12 protein-coding genes are annotated in these 13,841 nt (G+C 55.7%); 3 read left to right on the top strand and 9 right to left on the bottom strand.

Annotated features, from left to right (window positions below; genetic code table 11):
- The first annotated feature begins 231 nt into the window (after positions 1 to 231).
- Positions 232 to 1,632 carry a leucyl aminopeptidase family protein gene (locus WBY09_RS03040; RefSeq protein ID WP_336231931.1) on the top strand — a complete coding sequence of 467 codons (1,401 nt, stop codon included), beginning with the start codon at positions 232 to 234 and terminating at the stop codon, positions 1,630 to 1,632.
- A gap of 102 nt (positions 1,633 to 1,734) precedes the next feature.
- Positions 1,735 to 2,082, top strand: coding sequence for a MarR family transcriptional regulator (locus tag WBY09_RS03035; RefSeq protein WP_064787729.1), 348 nt, complete (start codon positions 1,735 to 1,737; stop codon positions 2,080 to 2,082).
- A 283-nt stretch (positions 2,083 to 2,365) separates the two neighbouring features.
- Here WBY09_RS03035 and WBY09_RS03030 read toward each other — a convergent pair whose 3' ends face one another.
- The 7 genes from WBY09_RS03030 to WBY09_RS03000 form a co-directional block, all read right to left on the bottom strand.
- Positions 2,366 to 3,073, bottom strand: a complete 708-nt coding sequence (locus tag WBY09_RS03030) for a LysE family translocator (protein ID WP_336231930.1) — start codon at positions 3,071 to 3,073, stop codon at positions 2,366 to 2,368.
- 144 nt (positions 3,074 to 3,217) lie between these two features.
- The gene (locus tag WBY09_RS03025) at positions 3,218 to 3,823 is read right to left on the bottom strand and encodes a hypothetical protein (protein WP_336231929.1); all 606 of its coding nucleotides are present in this window, start codon (positions 3,821 to 3,823) and stop codon (positions 3,218 to 3,220) included.
- Positions 3,824 to 3,993: 170 nt separating this feature from the next.
- On the bottom strand, positions 3,994 to 5,628 hold the full coding sequence (locus tag WBY09_RS03020; protein ID WP_336231928.1) for an ABC transporter ATP-binding protein: 1,635 nt from the start codon (positions 5,626 to 5,628) through the stop codon (positions 3,994 to 3,996).
- Between the two features lie 11 nt (positions 5,629 to 5,639).
- Positions 5,640 to 6,671 (bottom strand): ABC transporter permease, encoded by a 1,032-nt coding sequence (locus tag WBY09_RS03015; RefSeq protein ID WP_120224056.1) that lies wholly within the window; start codon positions 6,669 to 6,671, stop codon positions 5,640 to 5,642.
- A 2-nt stretch (positions 6,672 to 6,673) separates the two neighbouring features.
- Positions 6,674 to 7,792 (bottom strand): microcin C ABC transporter permease YejB, encoded by a 1,119-nt coding sequence (locus WBY09_RS03010; RefSeq protein ID WP_008888514.1) that lies wholly within the window; start codon positions 7,790 to 7,792, stop codon positions 6,674 to 6,676.
- A gap of 3 nt (positions 7,793 to 7,795) precedes the next feature.
- Positions 7,796 to 9,691 carry an extracellular solute-binding protein gene (locus tag WBY09_RS03005; protein ID WP_336231927.1) on the bottom strand — a complete coding sequence of 632 codons (1,896 nt, stop codon included), beginning with the start codon at positions 9,689 to 9,691 and terminating at the stop codon, positions 7,796 to 7,798.
- 245 nt (positions 9,692 to 9,936) lie between these two features.
- Positions 9,937 to 10,857 (bottom strand): LysR substrate-binding domain-containing protein, encoded by a 921-nt coding sequence (locus WBY09_RS03000; RefSeq protein WP_008888516.1) that lies wholly within the window; start codon positions 10,855 to 10,857, stop codon positions 9,937 to 9,939.
- A 168-nt stretch (positions 10,858 to 11,025) separates the two neighbouring features.
- Between WBY09_RS03000 and WBY09_RS02995 the strand changes: the two genes are divergently transcribed.
- Positions 11,026 to 11,235, top strand: a complete 210-nt coding sequence (locus WBY09_RS02995; protein ID WP_008888517.1) for a DUF1127 domain-containing protein — start codon at positions 11,026 to 11,028, stop codon at positions 11,233 to 11,235.
- A 243-nt stretch (positions 11,236 to 11,478) separates the two neighbouring features.
- Here the strand turns inward: WBY09_RS02995 and WBY09_RS02990 are convergent, their stop codons facing one another.
- Together WBY09_RS02990 and WBY09_RS02985 are read right to left on the bottom strand one after the other, a co-directional pair.
- Complete coding sequence (locus WBY09_RS02990; protein ID WP_336231926.1) at positions 11,479 to 12,756, bottom strand: class I SAM-dependent methyltransferase; 1,278 nt, start codon at positions 12,754 to 12,756, stop codon at positions 11,479 to 11,481.
- A 76-nt stretch (positions 12,757 to 12,832) separates the two neighbouring features.
- Positions 12,833 to 13,825, bottom strand: coding sequence for an NADPH:quinone oxidoreductase family protein (locus tag WBY09_RS02985; RefSeq protein WP_336231925.1), 993 nt, complete (start codon positions 13,823 to 13,825; stop codon positions 12,833 to 12,835).
- Positions 13,826 to 13,841 lie beyond the last annotated feature (16 nt).

The following is a 13,841-nucleotide window of genomic DNA, read 5'->3' as shown; positions in this document are numbered from 1 at the left end:
CTGTGTTCAAGCCAGACGTTCAAGCGTGGCCTTAAGCAAAAAGCAGTGTTCGATTATGTGAATGAGTTTTGACCGCGGGGGATGGCAGCCGTAAGATCGGGTCACATATCTTGTGAACACATATTGCCGGTGCGTCTTGGTTGGGCAGTTGGTCTTTGGCCGCTGCCCTTTCAGTCGACCGTCACGTATTACCAATCACTCGTCACCCGTCACCAGCAGGGATGCCTTAAATTGTACGACCACATCATCGCCAACGATCCTTCTGCCAATCCGACCCCGATCACCCCGATTGCCGAAAGCGGTTTTGAAAGCTGGCTAGCCGAGCAGCCGGACGCCACCAAGGCGTGGATTGCCGCTAACAGCTTTGAGGGCAAGCGCGGCACGCAGCTTTTGCTTCCCGGGGCGGACGGCGCGGTTGGCAGCGTTCTGGTGGGCTACGTTGATGATGCCAAGGCGATCTGGGATTTTGCCGGTTTGCCAAATGCCCTTCCGGCCGGGACCTATGCGCTTTCCGATGATCTGACGGACAAGGATGATCTTTATGAAAAGGCCGCCCTTGGACTTTATCTGGGCGGCTATCGGTTTGATCGCTATCGCAAGGATGACGGTAAAAAGGACAAGCGCGCCAAAATCGCCCTGCATGACATTGACGCCGCCAAGCGGGCCGAAAACATTGCACGCGGCATCGGCCTTGCGCGTGATCTGATCAATGTGCCGGCCAATGACATGGGCCCGGCCGAGCTTGAAGAAGCCGCCAGAGGGCTTGGTGCCGAATTTGGTGCCAATGTCAGTGCGATTGTCGGCATGGATCTTTTGGCCCACAACTATCCGGCCATTCACACGGTCGGCCATGGCAGTGATCGCGACCCGCGCCTGATCGATCTTACGTGGGGCGATGAAAGTGCGCCGAAAATCACGCTGGTCGGTAAGGGTGTGTGTTTTGACACCGGCGGCTATGACCTTAAACCATCGAGCAACATGCTTTTGATGAAAAAGGACATGGGCGGTTCGGCACAGGTTCTTGGCCTGGCACGCATGATCATGGCGGCCGACCTTCCGGTGCGGTTGCGCGTTCTGATCCCGGCGGTCGAAAACATGGTGTCGGGTCGTGCCTATCGCCCGAGTGATATTTTGCAAACCCGCAAGGGTATCACGGTTGAGGTCGGCAATACCGATGCCGAGGGCCGCATCGTTCTTTCCGATGCCCTGACCGAGGCGGCCTCGGAAGACCCGGACATGCTGCTTGATTTCGCGACCCTGACGGGTGCGGCACGTGTGGCACTTGGTCTTGGCCTGCCGGCCCTGTTTTCCAATGATGATGATCTCGCCAACGGATTGATGGAAACGGGCTTGGCCGAAAACGATCCGCTGTGGCGTTTGCCGCTGTGGGATGATTATCGCAGCCAGCTTGATAGCAAGGCGGCTGACATGAACAACATTTCCGGTAGCCCGTTTGGCGGGGCGATCATTGCCGCCCTGTTCCTCGATCGCTTTGCCGAAGGCGCCAAAAGCTGGGCGCATATCGATCTGATGGCCTGGAACCCGTCTGACCGTCCCGGTCGCCCGATCGGTGGCGAAGCACAGGGCATCCGGGCCGCCTTCAAGCTGATCAAGGATCGTTACGGTAAGTAAACTAACCGTAAATTCAATTTTTTGGTAATTAGGCCTTTGACATCATGGCGGGGGTCAGGTAGAGATTACGTATTCGTAACAAATAAATTGTTGGGCACGAACATGTCGATCGAGATCAAACCGTCTCAGGCGCTTGACCTTTGGCGTATCGCGATTGTTGAGAGTGTGCGTCGGGACTCCCCCGACCTGTCGGCCCGACAGATGGCCTTGTTGCTGAGCGTTTACCTGACCCCGGCGCCGCATACGGTGCGCGGCCTTTCCGAGGCGCTTAATATCTCCAAACCGGCCATTACCCGTGCGCTTGATCGCCTGAGCTCGCTTGGCATGGTCAAACGCAAGGTCGATGAAGAAGATCGCCGCTCGGTTCTGGTTCAGCGTACCGTGAAGGGATCGGTCTTCCTGCGTGAATTTGGCGACATCATCGTCGGCGCCGGTCTCGAGAGCGAATAATCCGACCCCAAAAACAACCAAAAACAAATCGACAAGCGTCTGACCCCAGACCACAATTGACGCCCAAAGCCCGTTTCCAAGGCCACGTTTCGCAAAATCGGCCAATTAGGGCAGCAAAACTTCCCCATTTTAAATGCAGCAAATCTGATATGGCAAAAAATTGCTATATACAGACCAGTTGGTTTGTATTCGCTCCAATCTGCGCGTTATACGCGTGCGATTTTCCATTATTAAATCAATGATTTATCAGAGATTCTAATACAAAAGACCGGGCAAAACGACGTTATGGTGCCGATGGCTGGTTTATCGCCTGTACCGGGAGCGGATGCGTGTTCGCCATGGTTTCGGGCACCTCAATCAGCGCCAAAAGCCCCGCAGCAACGATCAAAACGCCACCTGACAGCCGTGCGATGACGTTATTGCCGCCGCGGCGCACCAGCCACGGCATCAGTTTTGCAGCCCCCATCGCGTAAATCATTACGAAACTGTAATCAAATATCACGAAGGTGACGCCAAGGATCAGCAATTGCGGTGCGAGCGGTTGAGCTGGATCCACAAATTGCGGAAACAAGGCCCCGAAAAAGGCAATCGCCTTGGGATTTCCAGCCGCGACCAGAAAGCCTTCGCGGAACAGGCGCAGCCCGTTTGCCGGCTCAAACACCACCTGATTATTCGTTTCGATACCGGTCCTGATACTGATTTCCTTGGGCTTGCGAAGGAATGACATCAGCCCGATGACGAGCAGAAAACCAACGCCACACCATTTGACGATGGTAAAGGCGGTTGCCGATGTCGCCAGGACAGCCCCCAAACCAAGGGCTGCAATCAGCATCTGGATCATGTTGGCGGTGACATCACCCAAGGCCGTCATCAAGGTCGGGCGCGCACCATAACGCAGCGCATGCGACATGCCGATCAGGATGCTAGGTCCGGGCGACATCACGACCAGAAAGACAAGCAGGGTGAAACTGAGCCAAATTTCAAACGACATGGCGGGGCAACTTTAGTGGCAACTCTGATGATGGTGGCCACCGGATATCACAGCAGCAAGGATCGACAAGTGCCCGTTTGACAATGGCCCATGCGCAGGCTGCGACGCATGAGCATCGATACGCACATCACGGGAGGATTTTGGTTATTTGCGCGGCTTGGCGTCACCCGGCCAGAAGTCATAAAACATGCGGATCTGAACCGAACGCAGGGTATCAGGCGGGAGAACGCCCTGACCGGTGCGCAGAAGTTTGTTTTGCAGGGCCGCGAAATAGCGGTTTGAAACCGGCTGGAACGGGCTGAAGGGTGGTTCCTTGGCAATTTCCTCGCCATTTTCTTCGGCCAGTTTGGCGGCTTCGGCCTCGGCGGCGAGTTCTTCCTCGGTCTTTGGGGGCGGCGGCGGCAAAAGGCCGGGGGCTGTGTATTTAAAGCCGCGCTTGCCCGGTTCGCGGTTTTCAAAGCGTTGCTCGGTATCGCGATACATCAGGCGTTGCAGATCGACCAGAAAGGCGTTGATGACCTTGGGCAGGCGTTGCTCAATGACGTCCACAGCCTGCCTGTTGGTGGCTTCCAGCCAGATGTTGAACACGATCTGACGAATGGTGCCGCTGTTGCGCAAGACAATCGTCAGCGACACCGGATCAGGCACAACAACCGTATCGGGTATTTCAGGAACAGCAGGTTCTTTGGGTTCTTCGGTATTGGCTTTATCCGCAGAGGCCGTGCTAGCACGGGCCGCGGGGATCGCCATTGAAAATACAGCAAAGCACAGAGCCATGATCAGTACATGGCCGCAAAGACGATGTCCGGTTCGATTTTTGATCGCACGTGACAACATATTCAACCTTAAACCTGCCTTTATAGTCCTGTTATTATTGCCTTTTCATATGTTGTACCCGATCTCGATCAGGAATGCTGCCCCTAGTTTCTGACAAATTCCTTACCGGCTGCTTTGAGATCAAGGGCCGCGGCCAGCAGCGCCTTGGTATAGGGCTGTTGCGGGTTATCAAACACATCGGCAGCCGCCCCGCTTTCGACCAGTTTACCGTTCTTCATGACCATGACGCGGTGCGACAATGCACGTACAACGCGCAGGTCATGACTGATGAACAAGTATGCCATCTTATGGCGCGCCTGCAAATCACGCAGCAGTTCGACGATCTGGGCCTGTACCGACATATCAAGAGCCGATGTCGGCTCATCGAGTACGATAAAGCGGGGTTTTAAGACCAATGCACGGGCAATCGAAATGCGTTGACGCTGCCCGCCGGAAAATTCATGCGGATAACGATCCATGGCATTTTGCGGCAGGTCGACTTCGTCAAGCGCCTCGGCAATGCGGGCTTCGCGTTCGGCCTGGGAAAGTTCGGGCGCGTGGATCTCAAGGCCCTCGCCAACGATCTGGGCGATGGACATGCGCGGGCTGAGCGAGCCGAACGGATCCTGAAACACCACCTGCATATCGCGGCGGAGCTTGCGCAAATCAGCACCGGAAAAATCGCGAATGTCTTGGCCTGCAAAGCGGATGTCACCGGTTGATTTCAGAAGCCTGAGGATCGCCATGGCGAGCGTGGTTTTACCCGATCCGCTTTCGCCGACGATGCCAAGTGTTTCACCCTGCTTAAGGGTCAGCGAAATCTGATCAACCGCGTGCAAATAATGATCGGGCCGCCCAAGGATACCCTTGCGGCCAATCGGGAACTGCACATGGATATTGCTGGTTTCAAGCAGCTCGGTGGCGTTTTCGGGCAATGCCGGGGCTTCGCCACTGGGCACGGCCGACAGCAGCTTTTTGGTGTAATCGTGTTTGGGATCGTCAAACAGCGCGCGCGCCTGCCCGGCCTCGACAATTTCGCCGTCCTTCATGACACAAACGGTCTGCGCCATTTTCTGCACGATCTGCAGATCGTGTGTGATCAAGAGCAGCGCCATGCCAAGCTTGCTTTGCAGATCCTTGAGCAGTTCAAGAATTTGCGCCTGAATGGTGACATCAAGGGCCGTGGTCGGTTCGTCGGCAATCAGCAGTTCCGGTTCGTTGGCAAGCGCCATGGCGATCATCACGCGCTGGCGCTGGCCGCCGGAAAGTTCATGCGGCAGGGCTTTCAGCCGTGACGCCGGATCGGGAATACCGACAAGTTCAAGCAATTCAAGGATGCGGGCACGCGCCTTGGCACCGCGTAGGCCCTTGTGGAGCAACAACACCTCGCCCACCTGCTTTTCGATATTGTGCAGCGGGTTCAGCGATGTCATCGGTTCCTGAAAGATCATGGAAATCCGATTACCGCGGATCTTGCGGAGCGTGCGTTCCTTGGCCCCGACCATTTCCTGCCCGTCAAAGATGATCGATCCTGACGGGTGGCTGGCGCGCGGATAGGGCAGCAATTGCAAAATCGACAGGGCCGTGACCGATTTGCCAGAACCACTTTCCCCGACAAGCGCCATGGTTTCACCGCGATCAAGGGTAAAGGACACATCCTTTACCGCCGTGACGTCGGCGAATTTGACCGCGAGGTCGCGAATGGCAAGGAGCGGCTGATGGGCGGATTGCGCTGTCATTGTCCTACTCCTTAAAACGTTTTACGCGGATCAAAGGCATCACGCACCGCTTCGCCGATAAAGATCAGAAGGCTGAGCATGGTTGCGATGGCAAAGAAGGCGGTAAAGCCAAGCCATGGCGCCTGAAGGTTGTTCTTGCCCTGTGACAGCAGCTCGCCCAAGGACGGGGAGCCGGGCGGCATGCCAAGCGACAGGAAGTCGAGGGATGTGAGTGCGACAATCGAGCCATTCAACACGAACGGCAGGAAGGTAATGGTTGCGACCATCGCATTGGGCAGAACATGGCGATACATGATCCGGGTGTCGGTCATGCCAAGGGCGCGCGCAGCCCGGACATATTCGAAATTACGTGCGCGCAGGAACTCGGCACGGACAAGCCCCGTCAAACTCATCCAGCTAAACAGCACCAGAATGAACAGAAGCGTCCAGAAACCCGGCGCAAACAGGCTGGCCAGAATGATCAGGATGAAGAGTTGCGGCAGGCCTGACCAGATTTCAATCACGCGCTGGAAGCCAAGATCGACCCAGCCGCCGAAATAGCCCTGCACCGCACCAGCCGCAATGCCGATCACGGAACTGACTGCGGTCAGTGCCAGACCAAACAGGATGGAAATCCGGAAACCGTAGATCAGGCGTGCGAGAACGTCGCGGCCCAGCTCATCCGTGCCCAGCAAATGGCGCATTGAGGGCGGGGCCGGTTGCGGTTCGCGCATTTCAAAATCGATGGTGTCATAGGAAAACGGGATCAAAGGCCAGATGGCAAAGCCGTTTTCGGCGATCTTGCCCTGAATATAGGGGTCATAGAAATCGGTCTCGACATCGAAATCGCCGCCATAGGCCGTTTCGGGATGGTCGGAGATGATCGGCACGTACCAGTCATCGCCATATTTGACGAAGATCGGTTTGTCATTGGCGACCAGTTCGGCCACGAGGCAAATGACAAACAGGATGGTAAAGATCACAAGCGACCAATAGCCGCGCTTGTTGGATTTGAAGTTTGACAGGCGACGACGGTTGAGCGGTGAGAGAACAGCATTGAACATGATCAATTCCCCCGCCCTTCGAAGTCGATCCGTGGATCCACCAGATGATAACTAAGGTCACTGATCAGGTTCATGATCAGGCCAAACAGCGTGAAGAAATAAAGGGTCGCAAACATCACCGGATAGTCACGCGTCATCACCGCGTTAAAACCAAGCAGCCCCAGACCATCAAGCGAGAAGATCACCTCGATCAGGACCGAGCCGGTAAACAGCATGCCAACCAGCGCACTGGGGAACCCGGCAATGATCAAAAGCATGGCGTTGCGGAAAACGTGACCATAAAGCACACGCTTTTCAGTCAGGCCCTTGGCACGGGCAGTCACGACATATTGCTTGTTAATCTCATCAAGGAACGAGTTCTTGGTCAGCATGGTCAGCGTGGCAAACCCCGAAATCGTCAGGGCTATGATCGGCAGGGTCAGATGCCAGAAATAATCAACGATCTTGCCCCATAGGGACAACTGTTCCCAGTTTGACGATGTCAGCCCGCGTAACGGGAACCAGTCAAGATAGGCCCCACCGGCAAACACCACGATCAGCATGACGGCAAACAGGAAGCCCGGAATGGCAAAGCCGACAATGATCGCGGCTGATGACCAGATATCGAAGTTCGAGCCATCGCGCACCGCCTTGGTAATGCCAAGCGGTATCGAGATGATGTAAATGATCAGCGTTGACCAGATGCCCAGTGAGATCGAAACCGGCATCTTGTCGATCACAAGATCGACCACGTCGCGGTCCTGAAAATAGCTTTGGCCGAAATCGAAGGTCAGATAGTTCTTCATCATCATCCAGAAGCGTTCATGGGCCGGCTTGTCAAAACCGAACTGTACTTCGAGCTGTCTGATGACTTCGGGATCAAGCCCCTGTGCCCCGCGATAGTTGGATGTCGATGAGAAGTTGTTACCAGATGCCGAGGATGAAGCAGTACTTCCACCGCCGCTATCGCCGCCCTGATTGGTGATGCGGGCGGTTGAAGAAACAGCCGTTCCCTGAAGCTGGGCAATCACCTGTTCAACCGGGCCGCCGGGGGCAAACTGAATGATCGCAAAGTTCAACAACATGATGCCAAACAGCGTGACCGGAATCAGAAGCAAACGCCGAATGATATAGTTCAGCATGGCCTAGAATCCCCCCATCTGCAGTTTGGTGGCCTTTTCCGGGTCAATCCACCAACGCATTATCGACATTCCCTTAAGCGGCACCGTGTCCGGGCGACCAAAGATGTTCCACCAGACCATGCGGTCCCCACCCAGATACCATTGCGGAATGACGTAATTCCCCCACAGAAGCACGCGATCCAGTGCGCGGGTCGCAGCCACCAGTTCTTCCCAGCTGTCGGCAGATGCAACATTTTCGATCATCGCATCGACCACCGGATCCTTGATGCCGGCAAAGTTACGAGAACCGGGTTGATCAGCGGCCTCGGAGCTCCAGAACACGCGCTGTTCGTTGCCCGGCGTCAGGGATTGCGTCCACCAATGGGTGGTAACTTCGAAATCAAAGGCCTGAATACGATTGACCCACTGGCCGGTATCAATCAGGCGAATATCCATCTCCACGCCAAGCTGTTTGAGGCGCGATTTGACCACCAGCGCGATCTTTTCAAGCCCCGGCTGGCGAATGATCAGCTCGAACCGGAAGGGCTGCCCGGTTTCCTTGTTGACCAGAACCTTGTCGCGTACTTCCCAACCCGCTTCGTTCAGAAGCGTCATGGATTCACGCAGGGCCTCACGGCGGCCGTTCGGGGCATCAAAGTTTGGCAACTTATAGGGTTCGGTGAACAACCTTTCGGGCAATTGATCGCGATAGGGTTCAAGCAGTGCCAGTTCAGCACCGGTCGGAATACCTGTCGCCGCCAGTTCGGAGTTGGCAAAGAAACTGTCGGTGCGGTGATAGGCCCCATAGAACATTGCACGATTAAGCCACTGGAAATCGAGCCCGTATTGCAGCGCGCGGCGCACGCGCTTGTCGGCAAACAGCGGATTGCGCGCGTTCAGAACATAGGCCTGCATGCCTGTTGGCAAATGATCAGGCATGAATTCCTTCTGGATGTCACCACGCTGGACCGCAGGCGTGTTATAGGCCGTGTTCCAATCACGTGATGAATGCTCGGACCGGATCATGTATTCACCAGCCAGAAATGCCTGACGCTGCACTTCCATATCAAGATAGGTGTCATAGCGGATGGTATTGAAATTGTTCTGCCCGCGATTGACCGGAAGGTCGGCGGCCCAGTAATCCTTGACCCGTTCATAGGTGATGCGTCGGCCGGCTTCGATGCTGGCAACCTTATAGGCCCCGCTGCCAACCGGGATTTCAAAGGTGGTTTTGGCGAAGTCCTTACCTTCCCAGAACTTTTTCGGCATGATCGAAATGCCCGCCACAGTCATCGGTGTTTCGCGATTGTTGCCCGGCTTGAAGGTGAATTTGACGGTCAGTTCGTCAATCACCTCGGCCCCTTCGATCTGGGAAAAATACTGGCGGTAGACGGGACTTCCCTTTTCGACCAGCACCTCATAGGAAAACACCACGTCTTCGGCGGTGATGTCGCTGCCGTCCTGGAAACGCGCACGCGGATCAAGATGGAAGATGGCATAGGATCGGTCGTCCGGCACCTCGATCGAATGGGCAATAAGGCCATACATGGCGTATGGCTCGTCCGCGCTGGAAACCATCAGGCTGTCATAGATCAAACCAAGGCCCGCAGCCGGATTGCCCTTGAGCGTAAAGGGATTAAGGGTATCAAAGGCAACGATGGAGGATTGCACCAGCGTGCCGCCCTTCGGCGCATCGGGGTTCACATAATCAAAATGGTGGAAATCCGGACCGTATTTAAGATCGCCATACAGCGAAATACCGTGTGAGCGGGTGGTCAGCGGTGCCAGATCGGTCTCGTCAACAGCCACCGTCGGAGCCGGGTTCATCACCGGCTTGTCAGCACCTTGGGCAATTGCGTTATGTGAAGGCAGTGCGACCGAAAGCAGGGTCAGTGCACTGGCAAAAAGGATGGATGTCATGGCGCCCCCGCGCCGCTTCCTGCCCGGCATTGTCATGCTGGCTGCATACGAAATCATGTGATTGTCGTCTTTCCCTGATGCAAGCTGATCACTGTTCTATTATGTGGACTTAATCCATGCGGCGCAATCGACGGTCACTTCGCGATGCCCCCTGCCCGCGTTGTCTGTGAATGATGCCACACTAGAACCACCTGATAGTCACCGTTAAATCGTTCAATTTCAAGGCACCATCACGTGAGTTTGGTTTATCGCGCATCTTTTTGCGTCAGTTTTCGCCGCGCAGTTTCAAGCTTGATCTCGGACATCAACCAGTCACGGAACGCCTTGACCTTGCGCCGTTCCAGACGCCCGCGCGGATAACACAGCGAATAGGCATAAGGACTGTCAACCGGCAGATCAAACGGCACGGTCAGGCGATTGGTCACAACATATTCACCGATCATGGCTGGATCGGACACCACAACACCAAAGCCACTTGCCGCGGCCTCCATCGCCATATCAAGGGTGGCAAAAACCGGCCCCTTGGTGCCGTCCACCCCCTTGATACCGGTTCCTTCAAGCCAGATGCGCCAGTCTTCGCGTTGGGCGGAGCAGTGCAGAAGTGTCACACCCGCCAGGTCTTCGGGGGTTTTGAGTTGCTTGGCCAGATCGGGATGACAGACCGGCAATAGCCGCTCACCGGTCAGAAATTCATGCACCAGCTGTTCGTTGCCATGATCGGCAAAGCGGATGGCGATATCGACCTCGTTGAAGTCAACCGATGCCAGATCATCGTTATAGGTGCCCAACTGGACCTGAAAATCGGGATATTCCATCTGAAACCGCCCCAGCCGCGGCACGATCCAGCGCATGGAAAATGTCAGCGGTGCCGAAACAGAAAGGTGGGTGTCATCAGCACGGTCTTCGACCTTGGCCACCGCGTCTTCGATGGCATCAAAAGCTGGCGTAAGCGCTTCAAGAAGATTGCGACCGGCACGCGTCAACCGCAGGCTTCTGTGGTGGCGTTCAAACAGCTGGCGACCCAGAACTTCTTCAAGATGCTGCACCTGCCGACTGACCGCCCCTTGGGTCACGTTAAGCTCATGTGACGCTTTGGTGAAACTTTCGAGACGACCGGCCACTTCGAAGGCACGGAGCGCATTTAGCGGCAATGGACGGCGTTTCATGACAGTGACTTTGCATGATGAAAACTCATGCAATGATGACAAAAGGTGGTTTGAGCGCAAGTATTTTTTCGGGTAACTCTGGGTTTAACGAGATTAGTACAAACGCATCGTGGATGCGCGGGCCGCTGAATCGCTGAGAGCAGGCCTGATTTAAAGAGGATTAGAATCATGGTTGCTATCACCAAAGAAGCAGGCGCATTTGTCGCCACCCGCCGTAACCACACTGCCACCAGCCTTCTGGACTTGGCGCGCACTTGGCTTAAACGCCACGACCTGCGCCAGAAGCTGGCCGACATGGACGCACACATGCTGCGCGATATCGGCTGGACCGTCTATGACGCAAAACGCGAAGCCGCCAAGCCGTTCTGGAAAGCTTAACCCGCGCAACAGCGCACCAACTGAGTATTCTGTCATGCAGAACAATGTATCGCCGCTTCACAGCGCAATTACCTTCCCGCTTCAGGTTCTGATTGAAGCCCTGATGGACGCGTGGAAAGGCATCAGCCTTAAATAAGGCGTTGCACCCAAGATCCCTGAGCGCAATTCCAGCTCCCCCCGCTGGAAAGTGCGTATTTAAATGTCGGTCACACCCCCTGTGACCGACATTTTTTTTGCTTTGGGCTATTTCTTTTCGGGGTGGCGCAGATACATCAGGTTTGCGGCATTGAGTACCGAATACATCACAGCAAACTGGGCATTGAATTCGAACTTTTCCGGCTTGGGATCAAAAAGTTCGTAGATTTCACCGATCGATCGTTTGCCATCAATCCGCGACAGGATCGCAGGCGATGCCGAGGGCATGGTGCGGGTCACTGAAAGGCCGGTAAAGGTGATCTTGATATTGCCGGTCTTGGCGACGGATCGGGCGAGTGTCGCCCCCTCGATCCGGGTAAAAGTCGGGATCAGCTCCGGCGACGGGACCGGTGGTTTGACCTTGTTCTTGGCCTTGACGACATAAAAGATATGCTTGGTGATGTTGCCCGCCATCAGTTCGGCCAGGGCCGCGCGTTCGCGAAACGGCACGTGCATCGCCTTATCAAGTACATCATGGCGCGAACAATAGGTGGTCGGATCATAGCGCATTGGTTCGATAAAGTTTTGCAGCCTAAGGCCGGCGGCCTCGACAAAATCAAACACCTCGTCGACGCGATAGGCGCGGTCCTGTTGATGCAACAACAGGTCATAGAACCCGGCATCGCCGCCATGGATGTGATCCCCGACAAACGGGTTGCGTTTGAGCCAGTTGGTCCCGGGCAGTGAGTTAAACAGCGCCTTGCCGAAATTCAGGCGCTTGGCCCCGCCGGCCTCGGCATTGAGACGTTCCATCATTTCCTGCATGTGATAGACGCCTTGGCGGCCCAACTCGCCATAGACCATCAGGCCCATACCGCCATTGGGTTTCAGTGCATCGGCAAGTGCCTTGAGCCCGGCATCGGGATCAGGCAGGTGATGAAGCACCCCACAACAATCAATATAGTCAAACGGGCCGTACTCAGATGCCAGATCGACAAAGGATCCGGTGACGAAGGTGACGTTCTTTTCCAGACTGCGGCGCTTGATACGCGCCTCGGCAATGGCGCGCGAGCTTTCGGACAGATCGATATAGACGATCTCGGCCTTGGCCTTGCGGTCACGGGCCTGCTGGGCCAGCATCACCAGCGCATCGCCGGTGCCACCACCCGCGACAAGGATTTTGATTTTGCCACTTTTGGTCTGCGCCGATGGATCGCGCCCGCCAAAGACAAAATGCACGACCTCGTCCCAGTTGCCCGGTGATCCGGTGATCAGGCGCTTGTCCTCATCCTCGGGATTGCGGGCCGGATAGGGATAGGTTTCATACTGATCACGGGTCTTTGCAGAAGACTGGACGTGATCGGGCCTGTTTTTGTCGTCGGGCATTCGGCGATTTCCGGCAGAGAAGTGGTTGGGACGAGCTCATCCTATACCAGCAATGTGCGTATTGAAATCCGCCTATTTACCTGTTTGGGCGGCAATCAATCACAAGCTTGCCGGTCGCCGTGCGTTCGCGAATGGCCGTCAGGGCATCCATTGCATCTTCAAGACGATAAACCGCGGAGATCATCGGCCGGATCGCCCCGGATTTCAGGCGCTCCAAAAGCTCTGCCATGCCCGCTTGCGCAATATCGGGATTTTGTTCGAGATAGGCGCCAAAATAAAAGCCGATTGCGGTGACATTCTTGACCAGCAGGATATTGGCCGGGATTTGCGGCACGGTGCCGCTGGCAAAGCCGATCAAAAGCATGCGCGCACCGGGCGCAACGCAGCGCAGGCTTTGATCAAAGACATCACCGCCAACTGGATCATAAACAACATCGACGCCCTTTGGCTGCCCAAGGCTTGCGGTGATTTCGCGCACCCGGTCGCGGATGTTTTCCGATTTATAATCAATGACATGATCCGCACCATGGTCGCGCGCGATCTGGCATTTATCCTCCCCACCGGCCGTGGCAATGACGGTTGCGCCCAAAAGCTTGGCACATTCGACCGCGGTCAGGCCAACCCCGCCAGCCGCCCCATGCACCAGAACGACCTCGCCCGGCTTGACATCGGCGCGATACTTCAACGCAAACCAGCTTGTGCCATAGGCGATCTGAAAGGCTGCCGCGCTTTTGAAATCGACACCATTCGGAAGCGGCATTACAAGGCTACCGTCGGCCACGACCTGTTCGGCGTAACCGCCCCAATCGGGCATGGCCATGACGGCATCACCGGGTTTGACATGACTGACACCATTGCCAACTGCGCGAACCGTGCCGCTGACTTCAAAGCCGGGGGAAAAGGGGCCCTCGGGACGTTTTTGATATTTGCCCTGCAGGATCAGGGTATCGGCGAAATTGACTCCGCAGGCGGCAACATCAATCAGGACCTGACCGGGTTGGACGACCGGGTCCGGAGCATCCACCCATTGCGGTACTTCGCCAAATGCGTTGCAAATCCACGCCTTCATCCCGGTTCCTGCCTGC

It is taken from the genome of Thalassospira sp. CH_XMU1458, assembly GCF_037027205.1.
Lineage (GTDB): Bacteria > Pseudomonadota > Alphaproteobacteria > Rhodospirillales > Thalassospiraceae > Thalassospira > Thalassospira tepidiphila.
Note: the sequence above shows the minus strand (reverse complement) of the source record. Positions and strands in the feature narration are given on the sequence as shown.

Coding starts and splice junctions, on each gene's coding strand:
- WBY09_RS03035 (WP_064787729.1), top strand. CDS start 1,735: ATGTCGATCGAGATCAAACCGTCTCAGGCGCTTGACCTTTGGCGTATC.
- WBY09_RS03030 (WP_336231930.1), bottom strand. CDS start 3,073: ATGTCGTTTGAAATTTGGCTCAGTTTCACCCTGCTTGTCTTTCTGGTC.
- WBY09_RS03025 (WP_336231929.1), bottom strand. CDS start 3,823: ATGGCGATCCCCGCGGCCCGTGCTAGCACGGCCTCTGCGGATAAAGCC.
- WBY09_RS03020 (WP_336231928.1), bottom strand. CDS start 5,628: ATGACAGCGCAATCCGCCCATCAGCCGCTCCTTGCCATTCGCGACCTC.
- WBY09_RS03015 (WP_120224056.1), bottom strand. CDS start 6,671: ATGTTCAATGCTGTTCTCTCACCGCTCAACCGTCGTCGCCTGTCAAAC.
- WBY09_RS03010 (WP_008888514.1), bottom strand. CDS start 7,792: ATGCTGAACTATATCATTCGGCGTTTGCTTCTGATTCCGGTCACGCTG.
- WBY09_RS03005 (WP_336231927.1), bottom strand. CDS start 9,691: ATGACATCCATCCTTTTTGCCAGTGCACTGACCCTGCTTTCGGTCGCA.
- WBY09_RS03000 (WP_008888516.1), bottom strand. CDS start 10,857: ATGAAACGCCGTCCATTGCCGCTAAATGCGCTCCGTGCCTTCGAAGTG.
- WBY09_RS02995 (WP_008888517.1), top strand. CDS start 11,026: ATGGTTGCTATCACCAAAGAAGCAGGCGCATTTGTCGCCACCCGCCGT.
- WBY09_RS02990 (WP_336231926.1), bottom strand. CDS start 12,756: ATGCCCGACGACAAAAACAGGCCCGATCACGTCCAGTCTTCTGCAAAG.
- WBY09_RS02985 (WP_336231925.1), bottom strand. CDS start 13,825: ATGAAGGCGTGGATTTGCAACGCATTTGGCGAAGTACCGCAATGGGTG.